This window comes from Flavobacterium sp. ABG (assembly GCF_001027725.1).
Classification (GTDB): domain Bacteria; phylum Bacteroidota; class Bacteroidia; order Flavobacteriales; family Flavobacteriaceae; genus Flavobacterium; species Flavobacterium cupriresistens.
On record NZ_LEKS01000011.1, the window covers coordinates 55,459 to 80,621 of the forward strand.

Annotated in this window: 21 protein-coding genes; 8 read left to right on the forward strand and 13 right to left on the reverse strand. The window is 36.2% G+C overall.

Going from position 1 to position 25,163, the window contains the following annotated elements:
- Window positions 1-109: 109 nt before the first annotated feature.
- The 7 genes from AB674_RS12895 to AB674_RS12925 form a co-directional block, all read right to left on the reverse strand.
- The gene (locus AB674_RS12895) at window positions 110-454 is read right to left on the reverse strand and encodes a cupin domain-containing protein (protein WP_047777205.1); all 345 of its coding nucleotides are present in this window, start codon (window positions 452-454) and stop codon (window positions 110-112) included.
- 12 nt (window positions 455-466) lie between these two features.
- Entirely contained in the window at window positions 467-895 is a 429-nt protein-coding gene (locus AB674_RS12900; RefSeq protein ID WP_047777206.1) for a DoxX family membrane protein, read from the reverse strand.
- Between the two features lie 464 nt (window positions 896-1,359).
- Entirely contained in the window at window positions 1,360-2,160 is an 801-nt protein-coding gene (locus AB674_RS12905; RefSeq protein ID WP_117610327.1) for a helix-turn-helix domain-containing protein, read from the reverse strand.
- Window positions 2,161-2,606: 446 nt separating this feature from the next.
- Entirely contained in the window at window positions 2,607-4,484 is a 1,878-nt protein-coding gene (locus AB674_RS12910) for an Ig-like domain-containing protein (RefSeq protein ID WP_047777207.1), read from the reverse strand.
- A 459-nt stretch (window positions 4,485-4,943) separates the two neighbouring features.
- The gene (locus AB674_RS12915; protein WP_047777208.1) at window positions 4,944-6,032 is read right to left on the reverse strand and encodes an efflux RND transporter periplasmic adaptor subunit; all 1,089 of its coding nucleotides are present in this window, start codon (window positions 6,030-6,032) and stop codon (window positions 4,944-4,946) included.
- A complete protein-coding gene (locus tag AB674_RS12920) occupies window positions 6,022-9,306 on the reverse strand; it encodes an efflux RND transporter permease subunit (RefSeq protein WP_047777209.1) in 3,285 nt (1,094 codons plus the stop codon). Before AB674_RS12920 ends, AB674_RS12915 begins: the two co-directional genes overlap by 11 nt.
- Before the next feature lie 12 nt (window positions 9,307-9,318).
- On the reverse strand, window positions 9,319-10,704 hold the full coding sequence (locus tag AB674_RS12925) for a TolC family protein (protein WP_047777210.1): 1,386 nt from the start codon (window positions 10,702-10,704) through the stop codon (window positions 9,319-9,321).
- A 164-nt stretch (window positions 10,705-10,868) separates the two neighbouring features.
- Here AB674_RS12925 and AB674_RS12930 point away from each other — a divergent pair, with 164 nt between their 5' ends.
- The 3 genes from AB674_RS12930 to AB674_RS12940 all read left to right on the forward strand — a co-directional run bounded on the left by AB674_RS12930 (window position 10,869) and on the right by AB674_RS12940 (window position 13,156).
- Window positions 10,869-11,906, forward strand: a complete 1,038-nt coding sequence (locus AB674_RS12930; RefSeq protein WP_047777211.1) for a sensor histidine kinase — start codon at window positions 10,869-10,871, stop codon at window positions 11,904-11,906.
- On the forward strand, window positions 11,906-12,604 hold the full coding sequence (locus tag AB674_RS12935) for a LytR/AlgR family response regulator transcription factor (RefSeq protein WP_047777215.1): 699 nt from the start codon (window positions 11,906-11,908) through the stop codon (window positions 12,602-12,604). The genes AB674_RS12930 and AB674_RS12935 overlap by 1 nt, the downstream gene beginning before the upstream one ends.
- 78 nt (window positions 12,605-12,682) lie before the next feature.
- Window positions 12,683-13,156 (forward strand): PepSY-like domain-containing protein, encoded by a 474-nt coding sequence (locus AB674_RS12940; protein WP_047777216.1) that lies wholly within the window; start codon window positions 12,683-12,685, stop codon window positions 13,154-13,156.
- An 83-nt stretch (window positions 13,157-13,239) separates the two neighbouring features.
- Here the strand turns inward: AB674_RS12940 and AB674_RS12945 are convergent, their stop codons facing one another.
- The 6 genes from AB674_RS12945 to AB674_RS12970 all read right to left on the reverse strand — a co-directional run bounded on the left by AB674_RS12945 (window position 13,240) and on the right by AB674_RS12970 (window position 18,896).
- On the reverse strand, window positions 13,240-14,004 hold the full coding sequence (locus AB674_RS12945; RefSeq protein WP_047777218.1) for an SDR family oxidoreductase: 765 nt from the start codon (window positions 14,002-14,004) through the stop codon (window positions 13,240-13,242).
- Between the two features lie 83 nt (window positions 14,005-14,087).
- Window positions 14,088-14,813 carry an SDR family oxidoreductase gene (locus AB674_RS12950; RefSeq protein WP_047777220.1) on the reverse strand — a complete coding sequence of 242 codons (726 nt, stop codon included), beginning with the start codon at window positions 14,811-14,813 and terminating at the stop codon, window positions 14,088-14,090.
- 148 nt (window positions 14,814-14,961) lie between these two features.
- Complete coding sequence (locus AB674_RS12955) at window positions 14,962-15,885, reverse strand: helix-turn-helix domain-containing protein (RefSeq protein WP_047777221.1); 924 nt, start codon at window positions 15,883-15,885, stop codon at window positions 14,962-14,964.
- A gap of 359 nt (window positions 15,886-16,244) precedes the next feature.
- On the reverse strand, window positions 16,245-16,808 hold the full coding sequence (locus AB674_RS12960; RefSeq protein WP_047777223.1) for a 2'-5' RNA ligase family protein: 564 nt from the start codon (window positions 16,806-16,808) through the stop codon (window positions 16,245-16,247).
- 83 nt (window positions 16,809-16,891) lie between these two features.
- On the reverse strand, window positions 16,892-17,206 hold the full coding sequence (locus AB674_RS12965; RefSeq protein WP_047777225.1) for a hypothetical protein: 315 nt from the start codon (window positions 17,204-17,206) through the stop codon (window positions 16,892-16,894).
- Between the two features lie 814 nt (window positions 17,207-18,020).
- A complete protein-coding gene (locus tag AB674_RS12970; RefSeq protein WP_082210635.1) occupies window positions 18,021-18,896 on the reverse strand; it encodes an alpha/beta hydrolase in 876 nt (291 codons plus the stop codon).
- A 505-nt stretch (window positions 18,897-19,401) separates the two neighbouring features.
- On the opposite strand from AB674_RS12970, the gene AB674_RS12975 reads away from it, so the two are divergent.
- From AB674_RS12975 to AB674_RS12995, 5 genes are all read left to right on the forward strand, one after another.
- Window positions 19,402-20,847, forward strand: coding sequence for an MFS transporter (locus tag AB674_RS12975; protein ID WP_047777229.1), 1,446 nt, complete (start codon window positions 19,402-19,404; stop codon window positions 20,845-20,847).
- Window positions 20,848-20,934: 87 nt separating this feature from the next.
- Window positions 20,935-21,771, forward strand: coding sequence for a 5-dehydro-4-deoxy-D-glucuronate isomerase (gene kduI / locus AB674_RS12980; RefSeq protein ID WP_047777231.1), 837 nt, complete (start codon window positions 20,935-20,937; stop codon window positions 21,769-21,771).
- 4 nt (window positions 21,772-21,775) lie between these two features.
- Window positions 21,776-22,567: a gluconate 5-dehydrogenase gene (locus AB674_RS12985; protein WP_047777232.1), complete on the forward strand. Its 792-nt coding sequence runs from the start codon at window positions 21,776-21,778 to the stop codon at window positions 22,565-22,567.
- 21 nt (window positions 22,568-22,588) lie between these two features.
- Entirely contained in the window at window positions 22,589-23,995 is a 1,407-nt protein-coding gene (gene uxaC / locus AB674_RS12990) for a glucuronate isomerase (protein ID WP_047777233.1), read from the forward strand.
- 138 nt (window positions 23,996-24,133) lie between these two features.
- The gene (locus tag AB674_RS12995) at window positions 24,134-25,156 is read left to right on the forward strand and encodes a sugar kinase (protein WP_047777234.1); all 1,023 of its coding nucleotides are present in this window, start codon (window positions 24,134-24,136) and stop codon (window positions 25,154-25,156) included.
- The last annotated feature ends 7 nt before the right edge of the window (window positions 25,157-25,163 follow it).

Genomic DNA, 25,163 nt, shown 5'->3' on the forward strand with positions numbered 1-25,163 from the left:
ATCAATTTGGTTACGAGAAACCGTAAAGTAAGATTTTTTTGTAATTAGCTTTTTTGTAAACAGAAAAAACCCTCAAAAAGTTTATCTTTTTGAAGGCTTAAAAAGGTTCTTACCTCAATATCACAACCTCCTCCGGAACCTTAAACAACAAAGTACAGCCCGTTTTAGTAAATACAGAATGTGTACTTCCCGGCGGCATGTACAAATAATCACCTGTTTTTAATTCGTCTTTTCCGGAACGAATTTCGCCTTCGAGAACAAAGATTTCTTCTCCCGCAGGATGAACGTGATTGGGGTAGGAAGAACCGGATTCGAATTTTAATAGAAAAGCTGTTGGTCTGTTGGCAATCGGGTCAAAACATAAAATTTTTGCCGAAATTCCTGCTGTGTTTACACCTTCTTCGATTAAAGGTTTCCAATTGAGTTCGCTGGTTCTTGTGATTTGTTTTTCCATTTTTATTGTTTTTTAGTTTGTTTTATTGTTTAAAATTTCATCTAAACTCCATCGGTAGTGTTCTACGGTTGACAATAGAAGAGCGGCCATAGAGAATACAAATACGGAGTAATCCAATGGGTCTTTAATTCCAAAAGAGTAGGTCATTGCGAGTGCAAATAGGAAAGTCAGAATTGAGGCTCCGGTTGCGGCTAATCTTGTTTTGTAGCCAAGTAATAATAGAACTGCCAAAAGCGCTTCGACTGTTGTTGCGGTAACGGCGATTGTTGGAATAGCGCTTTTTGGTGCAAAAGAATTTACTTCTTCGGCGTAAGCTAAAAACTTTCCCCAGCCGGAGGAATATTTTCCTAATAATCCCAACCGACTTAAAACGGCAGAAGAAAATCCTGCTGCCAATGTCATTCGTAATAGGAAAATGGCATGATCCTGATATTTTTTCATAATGATTTGGTTTGTAACTAAACATTTTTTTAACACATAGAGACATAGTTTTGCTATATCAATAGCAGGCGTTTCACTAGTTTAAAGAAACATAGCTATTGAAACTTTTATATGTCTTTGAAAATAAAAAATCTATGTCTCTATGTGTTAAAAATAACTTTCAAATAAAGCGTGCTAGTTTAGTTGTGTTTTTTTAATGATTTGATTTGTAACTAAACTGTGAGCTTAATTTTCTCTAACACATAGAGACATAGTTTTGCTATATCGATATCAGGCGTTTTACTAGTTTAAAAAAACATAGCTCTGTGAAATAATGTTTTATCTTTTATATGTCTTTGAAAATAAAAACCTATGTCTCTATGTGTTAAAAAAATTAAGCGAAATAGTTTAGCTGTGATTCTGATACAAAGATGTAACAGTCTTGGATTGTAAAGAATAGAGAATTCCCGAAAAAGCATGTACTATTAATTTAGTACCTTTTCTTTATAAGATTTAGGAGAGATTTTAGTGTGTTTCTTGAAGAAATTAGAGAAATAAAAAGGGTCATTAAATCCCAAAGCGTAAGCAACTTCTTTGACCGACAACTTCTCATAATTAAAAAGTCGTTTAGCCTCAGAAATGATTAATCCGAAAATGACGTTTTGAGCCGTTTTATTGGTGTGAAGTTTGGAGAGTTCGTTTAGTTTAGATTCTGTTGTCCCGATTAAAGTGGCGATTTCGGTAACTGAAAGATTCTTGTCGAAGTTTTTTAGAACAGTTTCTAAAAAGTGAAGAAACAAAGCGTCGGGTTTATAGATTTCGTCGCCACGATTGATTTTGGTACGGTTGATTTCGATTAGAATTAATTCAATCCGACTATGAACCGAAATAAGGTATTGATACGGAGTTTCGATTAATTCTTTTCCGATTTCTTCTAATTCTTTGATGATTACGGGACTGTTGTCAACGCGAATCATTTCATTCATTGCAAAATGGCAAAACAAACCATTGTGGAAAATCAATTCCATGTCGGTGTCGTCTTTGCAAAAGAAATTATAGGTGAATTCTAAAATATATCCTTTTGTATTTTGGCTGTTTTTGAAATAATGAATTTGCCCCGAAGTAATGGTCAGGACGGAGTTTTCGGTTAGGATAAATTCCTTTTCGTCTACAGAAATTGTTGCTGATCCAGCAGTACAAAAGATCAAAACGTATTTTAAGACACGTCTTGGCTGCGCTAATTCAACTGCCTGATCGAATGTTTTTAAGGTAATCATTTCCTGCATGAGAAGTGAATTGAGTTCTTTGAATCAAAAGTAGGAAATTTTAGGTTTTATGGAGGAGTTTTTTTGTTTCAGGTTTTAAAGTTTCAAGTTTTGAGTTTCAAGTTTTGAGTTTCAGGTTTAAAGTTTCAAGTTTAAAGTTTCAGGGTGGAAATGAGGCATGCTTTGAGTGTTTAACCGCACACAAAGTTTAACTACAGCATTACAAATCCTTTTTAATTTTATGCCTTTTTTTGCATGCAGATTTGCTTCGATAGTTCGCTATCAGCAGATTGCACAGATTGCACAGATTTTTTTTAAGGTAAATAAGATCAGCTTAATCTGCTAAATCTGCGTGCAAAAGAAAATCTTTGCGAACCTTGCAGTTAAGCTTGAAACCTGAAACTTAAAACTTGAAACCTGAAACTTTGAAACTTGAAACTTGAAACTTGAAACCTGAAAGATTACCGTTACTTTCTTTCAAACACGCAGCCCAGTACACTTACTTTATTTGCTGAGAGTAAAGTATAAGAATACGTATCAATTGTTCCGGATTCAACATCTTTTATGAAAAACGATTTTTCATCGTAAGTAAAAGCAGCGTTATCTGTTCCTTCAGTAAAGGTGTCAGGCGAATCTTGTGTTACTTTACATTTATCGTCGTAGGTAATATTATTGTATTTTTGGGTAGAATTAAATATTATTTGGCCTCCGTCTTTTGTAACAATCATTTGTCCGCTATTAATTCTATTTTCTTCCATTACAATATCTCCGTTACCGACACATTGTATATAATCCGGAACGAAGGTACCAATAGCAGGTGTTGCTGAAATCAAGGTCCAGGTACCAATAAGAGATTTAAATAACGCTGTAAAAGTAACAGGGACTCCGAGAATATTTGTTCCATCTCCTTTTTTTGCACTAACGGTTACGACTTGCTCTCCGGATGTTCCCAGTTTCCATGTGGTTTGGGCGAAACCATTTTCATCCGTCATAATGCTGGAAGTTTGAACAGAACCACCACCACTTTCAACTTTAAAATAAACCGGTACGTTGGACTGTATTTTTTCTAAATTGTCAATGATTCTGACCTTTATTGGGTTACTTAGTTGTTTCCCCGCTTCCCCAACTTGGCTATTACCTGATACAGATTCAATTTTATAAGGAGTTGTATAGAATAATTTTTCTGTTTCTATTGATTTATTGTAGTCTAGCTTATCGAAATCTAAAATTTCAATTTCCACGCCTGCAGTTGCTTTTAACCAAACATCAGCCTTAAAATCCCAATCTAAGGAAGGTGAGGCTATTGCGCCTGATAATTGTTCCATTAAACTAACAGAGGCATAGGGACCCGCCTGATTATAAAGTCTAAAACTTACTTTAGGTGTTAATGCAAGATTGATTGTGGCTTTTGCATTTCCTGTACGTTGAGATAATGTAAATTTGTTTACAGTTGAAAAGCTATTGATGTCATTCCACTGCCCGTTGGCGTACTGTATTCCTAAATTAAACGTGTTTGTCGAAGTAAATGTTGTTTGACGTGTAATAGCCGCATTAATAGTTGCTGAATAATCCAGTATTAAATCCAATTTTGCAACAATTCTTACGGGAACAAGAACCGTTACACCTAATAAAACAGCAGGTACCCATATAGTGTGTTCTTTTGTAAAAGCCTTTGGATTAGTTAATATTGAAGATGATTTATTGACTAAGGTTGTGGCTTGAGCGGCTGTCACAGTTGCAGTAAGTTCACCATTAAGCTTTGCGTTTTTGGCGCTGAGCTCAAAAAAGGTCATACCGGTTTTATTAAATTTAAAATCAAAAAACCAATTGGGATCAAAATCGATTTGTCCTTTATTCAAGACAATACTCAAAGGGCCTTCTTGATAGATCGACCGATTAGTAATGGTATAAGAAAACCCCGAAGCTGCTTTCTTTTCAGTTAAATCGTTCATATTTAAACTAAAGTTAAAGCCACCTTCTTTAAAAAGATCCGCCATAGAGGCTTGAGTGGTTTGTAAGGTGATAATGTTACCATCTACTTTTGATGCGGTTACGTTTCGTATAAAACCTTCTCCCTGATCGCCTACAATCAGATCTCCGGATTTAATAGTGGGGGCTGTACCGGTAAATGTAAATTGATAGATTCCTTCGTCAATCTTAGTAGGCGTTACATCAAGTTGAAGCTTGGTCTGGTCAATAATTTTTACATTGTCTTCTAGTACAGGAACGGTGGATGTTGGTGTTTCCGGAGTTGTTGTCTCTTCATCGTCATTTTTGGAACAGGATACTATTAACAATAAAGTGGCTGTAAATAATACGACTAATTTTAGTAGTTTTTTTATCATTTTTTGTTTTTTTGACAGGAGTTAAATTATAAGTTTACTGTTGGTATTGGATAATCATAACGAAGTTAGTTCATTTGTTAATTGTTCGAAATACTCCTAAATGAGTATTTTTTAGTGTTGATACTACTGGAATTAATTCAATTTTTTATGGGTTTGTCAGAATAAAAAAGCCCTCAAAAACAGAAGTTTTTAAGGGCTTTTTGGTTTAAGCTTTAAATAAAATATGTGCTTTGTGTTTTTAACCGCAAAGTGTGCAAGGGTTTACGCAAGGCTCGCAAAGATTTTCTTTTGCACGCAGATTTAGCAGATTAGGCTGATCTTATTTACCTCCTATAAAAAATCTGTGGAATCTGCTAAATCTGCGTGCAAAAAAAATTAAGTATAATGATAAAAAGAAGTAGTAATGCTATAGTTAAACCTTGTGCGCTTAGCGATTAAGAAAAAATAGTAAAACGAAGATTACTCATTCACAACATCACCTTCTTTAATTTCTTCACTGGCAATTTTGATCAGTTTATCATTTGCATTCAAATCACCGAAAATTTCAATTTTATCGTCGATTTCTCTTCCTTTTTTGACGTTGATTCTTGTTGCTTTATGATCGACTACTTTTATAACAAATGTACCCTCGGCTGAATTTACTACGGCAGATTTTGGTGCTACAAAGGTGCTGTCTTTTGCATTAAGCGGCAAAAGAACTTCGGCAACCATTCCGGGTAATAAATTTCCTTTTGTGTTGTGTACATCCATTTCTACACGCTCGGAACGTAGTTTTAAGTCTAAAGCTCCTGACATTCTCTGAATTTTGGCTTTGAAAGTATCAGGTAATGATTTTACATTAAAACTCATTTCGTCACCTTGGTGTAAATACCCCGTGTACAATTCCGGAATCGAAACCGCCAAACGCAATTTATCTTGTTGCTGGATTGTCAATAAAGGCAAATCAGAACCTTTTCCTGCGGGACCGACAAATGTTCCTAAGTTCACGTTTCTTGCTGCAACGATTCCATCAAAAGGAGCACGGATTTCAAGATAACCTCTCATTATTGAAACTTCTTTATGAGCAGCAATTGCGGCCTGATATTGCGCATAATCCGAATTTTTCTTTCCGCTTGCCATTTCTAAATCGTTTTTAGAAATTGTTCCTTCTACTTTGCTTGTTTCGTACAAACGGTTGTAGGTGCTTTTGCTGGTGGCATAGATCGCTTCCATCGATTTTAATCTCGATTCGGCTGCAGCCAGTTGTGAACTGATTTCAGGAGCTTCCAGAACAATCAATAGCTGTCCTTTTTTAACTTCTGATCCTATATCTACTTTTAGCGTTTTAACAAAACTACTCACTTTAGCATACAAATCTACTTGCTGAAAACCGGTTAATTCGGCTGGCAAGCGCAATTCGGTGGTTAGTTTTTCTTTTGCTAAAAGAAAAGTCGCTGTTTTAGGTTCGATTTCTGCGGTAACAGTTTCTTCTTTTTTGGAGTTACAACTGTTTAGAAAAAACAGGGCTGCAAAAAATAGTGCGGTCGATTGTATGATTTTATTTTTCATTTTTTGGTTTTAGTGTTGAGATATAATGGATGCTTTCTTCGTCTTCCGGATCTAATGAAACAGATTGTGTTGTGGTATGTTCCTGTGCCCAGGCAAAAATTAACGGTAAGATTAGCAATACTGCAAAAGTCGAGAATAACAACCCGCCGATAACCGCTCTTCCCAGAGGAGAAACCTGATCGCCACCTTCGCCATGACCAATTGCCATTGGTAACATTCCTGCAATCATCGCTACAGAAGTCATGATAATCGGACGAAGACGCAAGGCCGCTGCTTCACGGGCAGATTCCAGTGCATTGCCATTTCGTTTGCGCAATTGTTCGGCATTGGTAACCAATAAAACCGCATTGGCAATCGAAACTCCAACCGACATGATGATTCCCATATACGATTGTAAATTTAGGGTTGAACCAGTAAGGGTAAGCATTAACAAAGCTCCCAAAACTACCGCCGGAACAGTTGTTAAAATTACCAACGATACTTTGAACGATTGAAAATTAGCGGCCAACATTAAGAAGATTACCATGATGGCAACCAATAACCCAACTTGTAAACTACTTAATGTTTCGCTTAATACAGTACTTAAACCAATGGGAGAAATGAATAATCCCCGCGGTAATTCACCCAATGAATTTATTGTTGCAGCTACATCTTTTGTCGCCGTACCTAAATCGGTTTGGTGGATGTTGGCTGTAACGGTAATGTATGGCATAGCCCCTAAATTGTCATTTTCACCATTTACAAAGCCCGGTGTAATTTTGGCCACATCGCTTAATACAGGACGAAGCGAGTTTTTTAATACCGGAATTTCTCCGATATCTGTTTTACTTTTCATTTGACTAAGCGGAACTTGTACCTGAACCGCAACCGATAAACCTGTTTTTTCATCTATCCAGGTGTTTTTTTCGGTGTATCTCGAAGAAGAGGTTGAGGCAATAAGGGATCTCGAAATATCATTCATATCCACTCCTAATTCTGCTGCACGCGTTCTGTCAATATCAATATTCAAAGCAGGATAATGAATCGGTTGCCCAATTTGTACATCTCTGAAATAAGCTATCTTTTGAAGTTTTTCGACAATTTGACTGGCATAAAGTTCATTTCTTTTTTTGTCCTTTCCTGCAATTCGAATTTCGATTGGAGTCGGTGAACCTTGGCTCAATACTTTGTCTGTAAGTTCAATGGGTTCAAAAGTCAATTTTACATCGGGAAGGATTTTTTTGATTCTTGCTCTCAAATCGTCTTTAAATTCATCCATATCGACATGGTATTCTTTCAAACTCACCTGAAAAACAGCTTCGTGTGGACCCGCAGTAAAAAGATAAATCGGGTTGATGGAGAATAGAGAAGGGTGTTGCCCCACATATACAGAGCTGATTCCGACATGTTCTTTACCTACCATTTTATTGATTTCTTTCAAAATTAATATGGCTTTTTCTTCGGTGCGTTCGATACGGGTTCCGTCTGCGGCGCGCATTCTCAACTGAAATTGACTTGAATTTACTTTAGGAAAAACATCTTTTCCAATAAAATTTAAAAATACTAGCGCGAGTACGGTGATTCCGATAAGATAGATTAGACTGGTTGCTTTTTTATGTGGAAGCAAACGATCCAGCGTTTTCATAAATCGGATTCTGAAACGTTCAAAGGTGCTTATTTTACCATCTCTATTGGTGTCGTCTCTTTCAACCATTACCTTTTTCTGAGAAATCAAATCTCGCTCAGATTCAGGTGTCAGACCGCATTCATTAAACTCCGCTTCATCATCGGTAATACTTGGATCATGTTCGTGTACAGGATGTCCTTTCATGAGCCAGTTGGCCATTACAGGCACAAAAGTTTGAGAAAGTAAAAAAGAAAAGACCATCGAGAATCCGATTGCTAAAGCCAATGGCAAAAACAAAGCTCCCGGAATTCCGACCATGGTAAATGCCGGAGCAAATACAGCCAGAATACAAAGTAAGATCAATAATTTAGGCAATGCAATTTCCTGACAGGCATCCCAAATGGCGAGTGCCTTGGGTTTCCCCATATCGAGGTGCTGATGGATATTTTCGATGGTTACAGTACTTTCATCCACCAAAATTCCGATCGCCAGTGCCAATCCGCTTAAAGACATTAAGTTGATGGTTTGTCCGAATAATTTCAAGAACAAAACACCGGAAATAATCGAAATCGGAATCGTTAAAATTACAATCAAAGCAGCACGTTTGTCTCCAAGGAAAAGTAAAACCATTAATCCGGTTAAAACGGCTCCGATAATTCCTTCGGTAATTAAACTTTTAACGGAATTGATTACATACACAGATTGATCAAATTCATAAGACAATTTTACATCTTCGGGAAGTGTGCTTTGAATTTTTGGAAGTTCCGCTTTCAATTTCTGAACCACATCCCACGTAGAAGCATCTCCTGCTTTTGCAATACTAATATAAACAGAACGTTTACCGTTTACCAAAGCATAACCGTTGGTAATATCGGCACCGTCTTTTACGGTCGCAACATCACCTAATTTTAAGTTTTGAACGCCACCTTTGAATAACGGAATTTGCTCAAAATCCTTAATATCTCGAATTGTATTGTTGGTTGGTGTAATATAGTTTTTGTCACCAATTCTAACATTTCCCGAAGGAGCAGTTTGATTGTTTAATCGAATGGCTTCCACAATCTGATCAGGCGTCATATTGTGCGAACGCAATAAATCCGGATCTACATTTACTTCAACGGTTCTCGGACTTCCTCCAAAAGGGGCAGGTGATAACAAACCGGGAATTGAAGTAAAAGAAGCACGAACATAAACGTTGGCTAAATCCTGCAATTCGTTATTGGATCTGATTTTACTGCTCAAAACCAATTGACCAATAGGCAAGGAAGAAGCATCAAAACGAATGATAAACGGAGGCTGGGTTCCCGGAGGAAATGCCGCCTGAATCCTGTTGGATAATGCACTCAGTTCGGCTGCCGCCTGAGCCATGTTGGTGTTTTCGTAATAGGTTAATTTCATAATCATTAACCCCTGAACATTCTTGGTTTCTACCGATTTTACACCATTGGCAAAAGGTAAAATATTCACATAATTCTTGGCAAAATAAGCTTCCATCTGATCCGGAGTATATCCTCCAAACGGATGTGCAATATAGATAACCGGTAAATTCATCTTAGGCAAAATATCTACCTTAATGTCTTTGATGGCGCCAATTCCGAAGAAAAATAGGCCGGCAACCATTACCAATATAGATATGGGTTTGCGGAGTGCAAAACGTATTAAATTCATTTGGTTCTATAGTTAAAATTCGTTCATAAATAAGTCAAAATTACCAGTTGCGGCTACTTTCAATAAGAAAGACTGCCAGACATTATTGTTGACAATATCACGGTCAATTTCAGCACGGTTTAGTGTATAAATGGTCTGTGTTAAGTCTGTCAAATCGGTTAAGCCGTTTTTGTACAAAGTCGATTTTTGCAAATACGCCTGAGCAGCTGCTTTAACCTGAATTGGAGCTTCTACATAATTGTCGAGTGTAATTTTGATTTTATCTTCGGCAAAAGTCAATTGCGATTTCAATTCTCTGTCGGCCTGATTGTATTCTTCCTGCAAAGCCTGAGAAACAAATTTCTGAGCACTGACTTGTTTGCTGGATCTGAATGGTGTTGTTAAATTCCACGTAATTCCAACTCCAACCAAATAATTACTACGATCCGGATTTACACCATCCCAGTAATTTCTGCTAAAAGCGGTTTGATCAGCCGCATAAGAAGAATCAAATCCCGATGCTCGTGTTTGTAAAATACCAAAAGCACTCATGGTCGGGTAATAAAATCGTTTGTACAATTTAACCTGTTGATTGCTGTAATCGATTCTGGTTTTATAAAGTTGCAATAAAGGGTGAAGACTGTCTGTTGAAGGATTATTGGTTATAAGCTCTTTTGGAATTTGAGTCACAAAAAGCGTATCCGCAATAAAATCCTGAGGAGCAACTCCCATCAAATCGACTAATTTATTGTTTTGTTCTTTCACGAAGTTTCGGGCAAGATTTAAAGCAATTTTGGCTTTAGAAACTTCCGCTGTTGCCAATGTAGAATCTACACCGGCTAATAATCCATTTTTAACTCTGGCAGCAGCCGTTTTTTTGAAAACTTCTGCACGAACCAGATTTTTTTGCTGTGAAATCAATAATCTTTGACTTGCCAATAAATTTAAATAGGCTGCCGAAATTTTGATTTCCTGTTGGAATTTTTCCTGATTTAAATCCTTTTCTTTGGCCTGAACATCAATTTTAGATAAATTGATTTTTTCCTGTGTTTTTCCAAAGGTGAAAAAATCCCAGTTCATGTTAACCAAATAAAGAGCACCAAATGCAGAGTTCCAGTTTTGCTGCGGAAGCGGTAATCCCGACGAAGCGACTCCGAGACCTCCAAAACCATAAAGCGGGCCATTCTGTCCGTTGACAGTTCCGTAATCTTGCTGCGCAGATAAATTTAAATTGGGCAGATAATCACGGCGGGATTGTTTGAGCGTTTCCCGGGAAGCGCTGGCGTAGTTGTTTTTTGCTTTGATTGATCCGTAGTTTTCAAGACCAGTCTTCAGGGCTTCTTTTAAAGACAAGGTTTGTGAATGACCGATTGAGGCAAAAATCAAGAAAAATAGTAAAGTAATTTTTTTGAAATACATATAACTCAAAGTGTAAAATGATCTACCAAAATTATTTTACTTTCGATGATTTTTGTCATCTTAAATGATGTAAGACACTAGTAAATGACCAATTGAATTTGTCATTTAATGGAAATAAAAATTAAATATTTGTTCGTACTTTGTAAACTATTTAAGAAGTAAGTATGAATAAGAAGCTGGAAAATATGTTGGATAACAAATGGTGGCAGGAGATTGCCGTTGTTGCCTTTTCCTTTACGATTTATACGTTAAAAAACGACTGGATGTTATTTAGTTCAGCAACTTCTATTTTAATGGGTATTTTTTTCTACTGCGTTTTGTATATGCATGCCCAGTTCAATCGTTTTTTTCTGTTGCCGATACTTTTCAGAACCAAAAGACCTTTAACGTATATCTTTTTGACCTTGTTCGGGGTGTTTGTTTTTTCGCTCGTTTTATACGAATTAACTAGGCTCGACATGTTCAGCAATTGTCGTTTGTATCAAAATTCACATCAAAGAAGTTATGTATATCAGCTGGCCAGTGTATTGGGGACACTGGTCTGCATTTTGAGTCCGATCATTGTTTTTAAGTTTTATAGGATTCACAAAAAACAAACAGACGAAACGTTATTATTCAACCAAATGCAGTTGAATTCTTTGAAAGGACAATTGAATCCGCACTTTTTATTCAATACGTTTAATACACTTTACGGAATCAGTTTAGAATTTCCCGACAGAACACCGGATTTGATTATGAAAGTGTCACAATTAATGCGCTATCAGCTCGAGAGTAATAACAAACAATGCGTATCTTTAGAAGAAGAGTTGGAATTTATAAACAGTTATGTACAACTTGAAAAAGAGCGTGTAGGCTACCGTTGTGAGATTACATACGATTGTAAAATTGACAACGAAAACGCCTATAAAGTTTCGCCAATGCTGCTGATTGCTTTTATTGAAAATGCCTTTAAACATGGAACCTGTGCCATTGAGAAATGTTTTGTCAGGATTATTGTGACGGTCGAAAATGGGCTATTACATTTGCATGTGGTTAATTCCATTCCCAAGAAAAAAACAGACGTGGTTTCGACTAAAATTGGTTTGAAAAATACAATTGAACGTTTGAATCTGATTTATGGGAAAGACTATAAATTGGACATTCAGGATGATAAAAATACCTATATCGTGGATTTAAAAGTACAATTGAAAAAGTTTGTTTAATGAGAGAACCCAAAAAATGCATTATTGTTGATGATGAGCCGGCAGCACATTATGTACTGGCGAATTATATCAAGCAAAACCCACAATTGGAACTTGTTTTTCAAGGTTATAATGGCATTGAAACAATGGATTATCTGCGTGAAAACAAAGTCGATTTAATGTTTTTGGACATCAATATGCCTGAGATTTCAGGAATGGAATTGTTGAAGATTCTTCCCACACACCCGAAGACTATTTTGACTACGGCTTACTCTGAATTTGCACTCGAAAGTTATGATTATGGCGTAATAGATTATCTTTTAAAACCCATCTATTTTCCCAGATTTTTAAAAGCAATTGATCGTTTTTTTGCGACAGAAAGTGTAAAGGAAAAAGAGGAGGAAGCAATCGTTAGTTCGGTAAGTGTGAAAGTAGACGGTTATTTTGTTGATATTGAATTAGAACAGCTTTTGTACGCACAGAGTTTTGGGAATTATGTGAAGTTGCATACCACCAAAAAGACCTATTTAGCCTCTATTACCACAACAGAATTGGAGAAATGCCTTCCGGAAAAGAATTTTATGCGAATTCATAAATCGTATATCGTTTCGCTGGATAAAATTGAAAGCACTGAGAAAGATTTTGTTAGCATTAAAAAAGAAAAATTACCGATTGGAATTACTTATAAAAGAGAGTTGTCCGATCGATTAAAAAAATAAAAAATTCATTTGTTATTCATTTTAAAGTAGTACTTTCATTACGTTATTGGATTGAGTCTTAATTTAATAGTTGAAATCATGAAAAACGTTTTGTTACTTTTTGTTTTTTTATGCAGTGGTTATTTGATGGCACAAGAGGGCATTGCGATGAAAGAAGTTGTAACGCCACCGGAAGTAGTTCGTTTTGCTTTTGAAAAACAATATCCGAATAAAACGGCCGTGTGGGCGATGGAATATGTAGGTGATGATAATGATGAAATGAGGTATGAGGCAAAATTCAATCTTACAACAAAGACAAAAGCCCTTTCCGTTTATGATAATTTAGGAAATTTAAAAGCGACTGAAACACAGATTCCGTTAAGCCAGCTTCCACCAAAAGCACAAGCGTATCTGAAACAGAATTATCCGGCAAAAGCCATTCGTGAAATTGCAATAGTGGTAGATGACAAAAACAAAACAACGTATGAAGTCGGAATAGAAAAAAAGACAAAATTCTACGATGTCGTTTTTGATAAAAACGGAGGTTTTGACGTCATCATTCAAAAAGATTAAAAAAAGAATTCTTACTAACTCAATTATATTACCCAAACCCGACAGTTTTTTTTAACCTGTCGGGTTTTATTTTTGATAAAATATTATAAGTTCATCCCACCCGAAACTTCAATGCGTTGTGCATTGACCCAGCGAGCATCTTCTGTACATAAAAAGGCAACAACACCACCAATATCGTCCGGTAAACCAACTCTTCCTAATGCCGTTAGTGAAGCGATGTGTTGGTTCAATTGTTCATTGTCTCGTACGGCTCCATGTCCAAAATCAGTTTCTATGGCACCCGGAGCGACTATATTTACTTTGATTTTTCTGGTGCCTAATTCTTTTGCCTGATATTTGGTTAAGGTTTCCATAGCTCCTTTCATTGCAGCATAAGCAGCATAACCCGGGAATGAAAATCGAGCCAGTCCCGTTGAAATATTTACAATTCCACCACCGTCATTCATGCGGGCGAGTGCTTTTTGAGTCAGGAAAAAAGGTCCTTTAAATTGAATGTTGCTCAACTCGTCAAAATCAGCTTCTGTAGTTTCGATATAAGGTTTGTGAATTCCGATTCCGGCGTTGTTCACAAGAAAATCAAATTTGTCTGTATGAAAAGTGTCTTTTAAAGCCGTTTGTACCTCTCCTAAAAAAGAATCAAAAGTATCTGATTTCGAGATATTCAATTGAATCGCTACCGCTTTCTGACCTAGGCTTTCTATTTCCTTTACGGTAGTTTCTGCCTCTTCTTTTTTACTGTTGTAAGTCAGAATAACATCGATTCCTTTTTTTGCTATAGCCAATGCCATGTTTTTTCCTAAACCTCTGCTTCCGCCAGTTACTAAGGCGATTTTTGTGTGTGCTGCCATTTTATTTGTTGTTTGTTATTGGTAAAATGTAAAATGTAAAATGTGAGAAGTAAGGTATTTTGCATCTCATGTTTTACAATTATTTAATTAGAATGTAATGCGTTAAAATGTTGTTTTAATTCTGCTGCGCTTGCATTTAATCTGGTTTCACTAGTTCCAAAAGTAAGTTCGGTTTTTCCTTCTTTTAACTGTTCAAAAATATATTCGATAAAACTACTCACGCTGGGATGACCGTCGTGTAAGCCTACTGCTCCAAGATCAGTGTTAAGCGCAGGTGGAATTATTTCGATAACTTCGATGTTTTTGGATTGTAATAAATGACGAAGTGATAGTGTAAAAGAGCGGAAAAATGCCTTAGTTGCGGAATATACCGGAACTTTTGCAAAAGGAGAGAATGCCAGTCCTGAAGTTACATTCATAACTGTTGTAAGTGATTTTAGATTGATAAATAAAGAAGTTAAATGTAACGGAGCTTCTATATTAGTACTAATTTCAGTTTTGGCACTTTCATAAAAATCAGCATCGGTTACCGAAACCCATTTTTGAATTCCTGCATTATTGATTAATACATTTAAGTCGCTATGATTTTCCTGAATCCATTCGTAAAGCGTAATGCGCTCTGCTTCAACGGCTAAATCGCAGACTTTTGTAATAACCGAAGGAAATCGGGCTGCAACTTCGTTTAAAGCTGTTTCTCTTCTTCCGCAGATTATTACGGTATTATTTTCTTCAATAAATCGCTGCGTCAATCCAAGTCCGATGCCGCTGGCGCCACCGGTGATTAAAATTTTGTTGTTTGATAAATTCATCTTTTCGATCTTTTAAATTGATTAGGCAAAGGTAGGAGCGAAGTAGTGGTAGGGAATTGTAAATATCAAACCGATAGTTGCGAAATTCAAAGAAAATCAAATTCCAATATTCAAATTCCAAATTCCAAAATTGTAATTGGAAATATTTTTAAGATCGGAATGCTAAAGGGGTAAAGGTGGTTTGTTTTTTGAAAAAATTAGAGAAATGTGCCAGTTCTTCAAAACCTAGAGAATAAGCAATTTCAGAGATATTCCAATCTGTTTGTTTTAAGAGGGTTTTGGCCTCGTTTGTCAGACGGTTACTGATTAATTCGGTGGTGGTTTTTCCGGTATTTTCTTTTAAAACTTTATTAAGATGGTTTACGTGAACGGATAATCTGTTGGCAAAATCTTTTGCTGTTCTCAGTGTAAGTCGTTGATGCGGAGATTCTATAGGGAATTGTCTTTCTAATAATTCGGCAAACAACGAAGAAACTCGTGCTGCTGAATTGTGTTTAGAATACAAAGCTGTTATGGGTTGTAGTTTTTGTCCAAAGTGAATTAATTCGGCCACATAATTTCGGATCAAATCGTATTTGTACACATAATCGGAATTGATTTCTTTTTGTATTTTGTTGAATATCAATTCGACTTCAGCAACTTCTTCATGCGAAATTTGAAAAATTGGATACCCGTCTGTAGCAAAAATAGGAAGTTCATCGAGATCAATTCCGCTTTTGTTTTTGGATAAAAATTCATTGGTAAACACACAAAACTGCCCCGATTGATTGGTGTCTTGCGGCAGATAATTGTAAGGGATTTTAGGAGTGGCGAACAAAAGTGCATACTGCTCAATTTCAATGATTTTGTCGGCATATTCGGCTCTGTTTTTGCCTTTTATCAAGCTAATTTTATAATACGCTCTTCGGTCATAAGGCATAATGGCTTTTCCCTGAAGCCTTTCTAAAACTTCCTTAATATTGAACACATTAAAATGACCAATTTCTTTTTTAATTCCATTTGGTAATAAAGAACCCGGTTCTACTGCAGAACCGTCTGTGATATCCTGGTAAAATGAATCTAGTGTTTTCATGTGGGAGTTGTAAAAATCAAATATACGAAAAAAAGAGGAGAGGTTTTTTCGTTTCAGGTTTCAAGTTTCAGGTTTCAGGTTTCAAGTTTCAAGTTTCAGGTTTCAAGTTTCAGGTTTCAGGTTTCAGGTTTCAGGTTTCAGGTTGGGGGTTGCTTAACCTTATGTGTTTTGTAGATCGGTTTTGCGTTTTTTTGTCATTTCGAAGAATGAGAAATCACACAAGAAATTCCGTAAAGAAAATCGCCAATCTTTGTCGAATATTGGATGTGATTTCTCCTTCGTCGAAATGACACGATTACGAGTATTTTTGCGAAAACGAGGATGCAAAAAACCATGACAACACCCATCATCCTTTACGGTTAAAATAAACTCCCCTGTACAAACTCAGCAACTTCATTCCCATTAAAACTAAAAGTATCAATTACAAAAAACTGCTTTTTTATAGGATCAAGTTCTCGCAAAACAATTTCACAGCACAAAAAATCAAGATCGATTGTGGTGAAAAGTTGTGAAGCAATTTTTAAGTTTTCAGGAGTTAATTTCCTACCGATAGACAGATGAGGATCGTCGCTTTTTTTTAGTTTTAAGGACCTCAATGTTTCCTGTGTTTTTTTCATAATCGGTTTGAGGTCTTTTTTCGAATTTTCATTGGGAGCGATAAAGAAAGCGCCACTATTTTCATAAGCCCCAAAATGATCAAGACTGACCTGAAAAGGCGTAAACGTATCGCAAACTTTAAAAAGTTTTTGTTTGACTTTATCTATTTCCGATTCACTTAAAGAAAATTCACAAATAGTGATATGCGCTACTGAGTTGCAACTGCTGTACCAATCAATTTTAGTTTTCAGAAGTTCCTTCATTGTTTTTATAGCAGCAATAACTGCTTGTGAAGGATAAATAACAACAGAATATTTCTTCATCATTTAGACAGGTTTGGAACGTACAAATTTAAAATATAAATGGAATCATTATCGATTTTTGATCATCTGAAAAAAGAGAAAAGGATTTATAATTTTCCTTTAAGATGCAATCGGTGCAGTATTTCAGATTGCAATAACCCGCTTCCACCGCCAAAATGTTCAATTACTTCTACTTCCGGCTGGTTTTTTAGGCAGAAGGCAGTGAATTCTTTTTCGACATGATCTTCTATTCCGGAACTTAATAAAACCATATCTATTTTAGTATTCAGAAAGTAATCCTGTGCTAATTTTTCGTCATTAAAAGCTACCGCATTCCAGTTGTCATTTGCATTTACAAGTCGAAGTAGGATGGGTAAAATTGCTTCGTTTTTTCCGAGTATTAAGAATTCAAGTGTCTTCATAATCTTTATTTTATAATACAAATGTATCAGTTAAATACTGGTTTGAACTTAATCTGGAATAAGAAAATTAAATGAGTTTTCAGTCACAGGCACAGTTGGCAGTTTTTAGTGTTGGTGTATTTGATTAGTACATGTGTTAAATTATTTGTTAAAGCGTAAGTCTTAAGTTGATCTGATACAACAAATTAAGGTTTCTGAAATGTGAATAAATCAAAAAGAATGACGCAAATGTGGGAAACCGTAAGCTATTCTCAAAAGTACGACATAAATTTGCGTAACAGAAGTCGGCAGTTTAGTAGGTTTCATGCCTCTTAAGACAGTATTTACCCTTCGATTGTTATTGTTTTTTTGGAGAAAAACATTTAGTTAAGAAAGAAAATTTGACCTATTCATTTTAGTGTGGATAGCTTTGTATAAAATCAAAATAATACAATAAGGTTTATTTTTTCTATAGTCTATAGATTTGGTTGTTTCATCAAATCTATAGACTTTTTTTGTTTAGTTGCTGTATCCGTGAATTAAGTCTAAAAGTTTTGGAGTAATTTTTTGAAATTCACTTTATATTATAATTACTAAGTCTTATACTTTTTCTGCGCAAGTTTTTAAGTAGCAATTTCCATGCTTCTCGCTTTGAGGATCTCGCAAAGACGCCAAGTCGCTAAGTTTTTTCTTTTTCTTTTTAAGTTTTACTCTTTCTCACTTTGGGTTTCTCTTATGTCATGGAGTTTCAAAGTTTTTTTTCCATTTTTTCATTAAAATTTTGCGACTTGGCGTCTTTGCGAGATTTTTACTTCCACGCAACTTTTTGACATGATCAGTATCCATTACTCTTTAACCATTCCTCACAATCTTTTGTCCAATATTTACTGGTGCCATTCACACCCAACCCAAAGCCATGACCTCCTTTTTCATATAAATGTAACTCAGCGGTAACTTTATTTTTTTTAAGAGCCAAATAGTAATTAATACTATTCTCCGGCAAGACCACTTCATCATCTGTTGCATGCACTAAAAAGGCGGGTGGAGTCTGGGCAGTGACCCTCTTTTCATTAGAAAAAGAATCGATTAATGCAGAAGACGGAGTTGTACCTAGTAAATTCGTTTGAGAACCTTTGTGTGTTATTTCGTTTTGCATTGAAATTACAGGATATATTAAAAGTGAAAAATCCGGACGCGCACTTACTTTTGATGCCGGTTCGTATACTTTCTCCTCATAATGTGTTGCGAGTGTGGAAGCGAGATGACCACCTGCCGAAAAACCCATGATTCCAATTTTAGTAACATCAATATTCCATTTCGCTGCATTTTGTCGCACGTAACGTACAGATTCCTGTGAATCCTGCAAAGGACCAATCGCTTTATCTTTCATGATTAAATCACTGGGTAATCTGTATTTGAGAACAAAAGCTACGATTCCCATAGAAGTAAACCATTCCGCTACTTTTGTACCTTCTTTTGCAATGGCCAAATGCGAATATCCACCACCCGGAAGAATAATTATCGCCGTTTGATTTGGCTTGATTTCTTTGGGCAAAAAGACCGTTAAAGTAGGGATCGTAACCAAACTGCTGCTTTGTACTTTTCCGTCCTTTACAGTTTCGTTTTCTTTATAATCGGCTGCTTTAATTTCGCTGGGAATGGTCTCCCAGAGCGGGATTACCTGATTTTGCGCTTGTATTTGATTTAGCATTCCTATAAGCAGGAAGAGAGATAAGACTGTTTTTTTTAAGAGGTAGTTTTTCAATTTTAGAAGTGTTTAGTTGTACTGTTTTTTTAGGATTAAATTCAGATTTACATTTTTAGAAAGCCTGCAGTATTCGCAGTGAAGCAGTATAAACGAGTAAATGTTCAAAATGAATGTTTAAGAAGCGAATCTGGTACAATTTTTATACCTGAAACGGATTATTTCCACATATTGCTATTTAACAAATATATTGTTTAATATGTAATTTAGCGTAATATTTTCTATACAATGTATTTATTTAAAAGCCTAAATTAATTTTTTACGCAATTTATTTGGAATATAAAGATTTAAAGGTATATTTGTGCAATCGATTACATTTTTTTGTTTCTATTCTGGTTTTGATCCATTGAACAAAGAAGTTGTATTGCGCATAATTGATGAAGTTGAAATGTCGAGAGTTGTAAAATTTTAAGAATTAACCATTACCATAAAACATACAAATTCAGTTACTATGAGCCAAACCAAAACCACAGTTGGAAATTATCGTTGGAGTATATGCGCCCTGTTATTTTTTGCAACTACTATAAATTATTTAGACAGACAAGTACTTTCTTTAACGTGGAGTGATTTTATTGCACCGGAATTTCATTGGACAAACAATGACTATGGTAATATCACCGCGTTATTTTCGATTTTTTATGCGGTATCACTTTTGTTTGCAGGAAGATTTGTAGACTGGTTGGATACTAAAAAAGGTTTTTTATGGGCTATTGGTATTTGGTCTTTTGGGGCCTGCTTGCATGCCTTTTGTGGAATTGCAACAGCCGGAATCATAGCAGGTGAATGGTTTATTGGTTTTGAAAGAGCAAAAGAAATCATCAGTACGGTAAAGGATACCGGGATGGTCATTAACGTTAGTGTGTGCCTGTTTATTTTTGCCCGTTTTGTGCTGGCTATTGGAGAAGCAGGAAATTTTCCGGCGGCCATAAAAACAACCGCAGAATACTTTCCTAAAAAAGACAGAGCCTTTTCTACCAGTATATTTAATGCCGGAGCAACAGTAGGAGCCTTGGCGGCGCCAATATCAATTCCTTTTATAGCAGAGTCTTTTGGTTGGGAAATGGCTTTTATTATCATTGGGGCTCTTGGTTTTGTGTGGATGGGTTTTTGGGTATTTATGTATGATAAACCAGAAAAACACCCAAAAGTAAGCGCTGCAGAATTGGAGTACATCCAACAAGATGATGTCGCTGATAGCAAAATGGCTGGATATGTTCCTGAAACAACAACTAAAGTGTCTCTTGCCGCTTGTTTTAAATACAAACAAACCTGGGCTTTTGCATTTGGTAAATTTATGACCGATGGTGTTTGGTGGTTTTTCTTATTCTGGACGCCAGCTTATTTGAGCTCTGTTTACGGAATGGACTCAACACAGGCTGCTTTACCCTTATTTGTATTGTACATGATCACCTTACTATCGATTATTGGAGGTTGGCTGCCGACTTATTTTGTGGAGAAAAAAGGAATGAATCCGTACGAAGGAAGAATGAAAGCGATGTTAATTTTTGCTTTTTTCCCACTCTTAGCCTTAATAGCACAGCCTTTAGGACATATTAGTTATTGGATTCCCGTAATCATAATTGGTATTGCAGGAGCCGCACACCAGTCCTGGTCGGCAAATATTTTTACGACTGTTGGTGATATGTTTCCTAAAAAAGCAATTGCAACAATTACCGGAATTGGTGGTTTAGCAGGTGGAGTCGGTTCTACTTTCATTAATAAAGGATCAGGAATGTTGTTTGATTATGCGAAAGAAAGCAATATGGCCTTTATGGGCTTTCACGGAATTGAATCAGGTTATTTTATCATTTTTTCAATTTGTGCCGTTTGTTACTTAACTGGTTGGTTGGTAATGAAAACGTTAGTGCCAAAATACAGTCCAATTACAGATTTATAAAATAAAAAAAACTTTTTAAACGGTTTAAAGGATAATTTTAGAATATTATTTTAATTTTATGCAATCGATTACATTAAATTTAAAGTTATGACAAAACACAGTTCAAGATACGCGTCAAGCCCGGAAGCAGTTAAAAAATACGACACACAGCAATTAAGAGAGGAATTTTTAATTGATGACCTAATGCAGGAAGATGAGATTGTATTGGTCTACTCGCATTACGACAGATATATTGCCGGTTCAGCAGTTCCTTTAAGCGATTTGCAATTGGAAACTATTGATCCTCTTAAAGCGGGTTATTTTTTAGAACGCAGAGAGATGGGAATTATTAATGTTGGAAGCAGCGGTTCAATCGTTGTTGATGGAGTGTCTCATTCATTGGGATTTAAAGATGCTTTGTACATCGGCAGTGGTAATAAAGAGGTTGTTTTTAAAAGCGATGACCGCAAAAATCCGGCTAAATTTTACATCAACTCAGCACCGGCTCATACGAATTATCCAACAGTAAAAGTGAGTTTGGAAGAAGCCAAGAAATTAGAATTAGGCACAGTGGAAACTGCAAATCATCGCACCGTAAATCAAATGATTATCGGAGGGGTTGTAACCACTTGTCAATTGCAAATGGGGATGACGGAGTTAAGAACGGGTAGTGTTTGGAATACCATGCCGGCGCACGTTCACGATCGCAGAATGGAGGTTTATTTCTATTTGGATATTCCCGAAAATCAGGCCGTTTGTCATTTTATGGGACAACCGCAGGAAACCAGACATATCTGGATGAACAATCATCAGGCTGTAATTTCTCCGCCATGGTCTATTCATTCCGGTTCAGGAACAAGTAATTATACTTTTATCTGGGGAATGGCGGGTGAGAATTTAGATTATGGAGACATGGACGTTTGTAAAATCACAGATTTAAGATAAGAATATGGCAAATTCATTATTTGATATAGAAGGAAAAGTAGCCTTGATTACAGGAAGTACACACGGACTGGGAATGGCAATGGCAAAAGGATTAGGAAAAGCCGGAGCAACAATTGTTGTAAACGGTAATTCGTCGCAACAAAAAATAGATGATGCGGTAAAAGAACTTCAAAACGAAGGAATTAAAGCCGTTGGTTATAGATTTAATGTGACCGTAGAGGAGGAAGTTAGTGCTGCAGTTCAAAAAATTCAAAGTGAAGTAGGGCCAATTGATATTTTAATTAACAATGCCGGAATTATCAAAAGGATTCCGTTAATCGAAATGGAAGTGGCCGACTTTAAGGAAGTAATAGACCTCGATTTAGTAAGCCCGTTTATTGTTTCTAAACACGTTGCCAAAGGAATGATTGAACGAAGACAAGGGAAAATAATCAACATTTGTTCCATGATGAGTGAATTAGGCCGAAATACAGTAGGGGCTTATGCCGCTGCCAAAGGTGGTTTGAAAATGCTGACCAAAAATATGGCTACCGAATGGGCAAAATACAATGTTCAGATTAACGGTATTGGTCCGGGGTATTTTGCAACAGAACAAACCAAACCGATTAGAGTAGAAGGGCATCCCTTTAATGATTTTATAATTAACAGAACGCCTGCTGCGAAATGGGGAGATGCAGATGATCTGGCAGGAGCAGCGATATTTTTGTCTTCTAAAGCGAGTGATTTTGTCAACGGTCATATTTTGTATGTTGACGGTGGAATCCTTGCTACTATTGGTAAACCGGCAAACGAATAATTTTTAATTAGATAAAAAAGTATGAGTTCAAATACCACATTCATAAATGATAATTTTTTGCTTGAAAATAAATTCGCGGAAGAATTGTATCATAATTACTCAAAAAATCAACCGATAATTGATTACCACAATCATTTGTCTCCACAACATATTGCAGATAATACCATTTTTGATACGATTACAAAAGTATGGATCAATGGGGATCACTATAAATGGCGCGCCATGCGTACTTTGGGAATAAAGGAAGAATTTATTACAGGAAACGCTTCAGATAAAGATAAATTTATAAACTGGGCGAAAACCGTTCCGTATACCATGCGAAATCCTTTGTACCACTGGACGCATTTGGAATTAGCACGTTATTTTGATATTTATGATTTGTTGAATGAAAAAACAGCAGAAAAGATCTATATCGAAACGACTGAAAAAATAAATTCTGAAAGTTACAGCACGCAGAATTTGCTTAAAAAAGTAAATGCCGAACTAGTGTGTACGACCGAAGGTCCTATTGATACGCTCGAGTTTCACCAAAAATTAGCTAAGAATCCGATTGGGACTAAAATGAGTACGGCTTTCAGGCCTGATAAAGCCATTCTAATTTCAAACGATGGTTATAATGCCTATCTGGACACATTAGGGGATGTGTCCGGTGTGGCGATAAATACCTATTCCGATTTATGTAGCGCTTTAAAAAAACGAATCAAGTTTTTTAGCCAAAATGGCTGTAAACTAAGCGATCATGGATTAGATCAGATCTATTTTGAAGAATTTACAGAAACGGAGATCAATACGATTTTCAAAAAGAAAAGAGAAAACAGAATTATTACTCCGGAAGAAGCTTTAAAATTCCAAAGTGCCATATTGCTTTTTTTAGCAGAAATGTATCATGAGGAAGGATGGGTACAGCAGTTTCACTTAGGTGCTTTACGTAACAATAATGCACGTATGCACAAAATTTTAGGTCCGGATACGGGTTGGGATTCGATTGGAGATTATCCGCAGGCACAAAAACTTTCGTCTTTTTTAAATGCTTTGGACAGCAAAGATAAATTGACTAAAACAATCATTTATAATTTAAATCCTGCCGACAATGAAGTCATGGCAACCATGATCGGAAACTTTAATGACGGAAGTAGTAAAGGAAAAGTACAATTTGGATCAGGTTGGTGGTTTCTGGACCAGAAGGATGGAATGACAAAACAATTGAATGCTCTTTCAAATATGGGATTAATTAGCTGTTTCGTTGGAATGTTAACCGATTCAAGAAGTTTTTTGTCTTTCCCGAGACATGAGTATTTCAGACGTATTCTGTGTAATCTTTTAGGTGACGAAATCAAAAGAGGGGAACTTCCAAATGATATGGAATGGATTGGAAAATTGGTGCAGGACATCTCTTATAACAATGCAAAAGAATATTTTAAATTTTAAGTTTTTGAATTATTAAGAAAAGAATAACCGCCAGTTTCGCAAAGGTTTACACCAGGTTCAAAAGTTTTAAATCCTTTTAATTCTGTTAATCTGTGGCAAAAAAAAAGAAGTTATCTGCGGTAAAATAATTAGAATATTATGAATAAAATAGTTGCATTCGGAGAAATAATGTTACGGCTTTCGACAGAGCGACATCTGCGTTTTTCGCAAGCTAAAGCTTTTGGAGCTTCTTATGGAGGAGGCGAATTTAATGTTTGCGTTTCACTGGCGAATTACGGTCTGAATGCAGAATTTGTAACCCGTTTACCCGAAAATGAAATCGGAGGTTCGGCACTAAAAGAAATGCGAAAAATGAACGTCGAGTCAAAAAATATAATTTTTGGAGGAGAACGTCTGGGGATCTATTTTTTGGAAACCGGAGCCGGAACTCGTGGAAGCAATGTGGTTTATGATCGGGCACACAGTTCCATGGCAACCATTGAAAAAGGAAGTATTGACTGGGAAAAAGTATTAGAAGGTGCAACCTGGTTTCACTGGAGCGGAATTACACCTGCCATCTCTGAAACTGCCGCCGAAGCTTGTCTGGAAGCGATTAAAGTAGCACATGAATTAGGAATCATGATTTCATGTGATTTAAATTACAGATCCAAATTATGGCAGTATGGTAAAACGCCGAGTGATGTTATGCCCGAGCTATTAAAATACAGCAATGTGATTTTGGGAGATATTGATACCGCGTATTTTATGTTAGGAATTCCAAAAGTAAATCCAAACTATCAGGATGAGAAAACGCTTCCTGCTTTGTATACGAAACTCTTTGATTTTATTCCGAATTTAAAAATTGCAGCCACCACACTACGTTATTCGGTTAGTGCTTCTCACCAAAGAATTGGAGGAATTTTGTTTGATGGAAAAGCGATTTACAATGCCGCTGTCAAAGAAGTAACTCCTGTTGTAGATCGAGTTGGTAGTGGTGATGCCTTTATGGGCGGATTGATTTATGGTCTATGCGAATATGAGAACAACAACCAGAGGGCTTTAGATTTTGCAGTAGCTGCTTGTTGTTTAAAACACACTATTTCGGGAGATTACAATTTAGTGACATTAAAAGAAGTAGAGAATATGGTTGATGGTGATGCTACAGGTTTGGTATCAAGATAATTAAAAT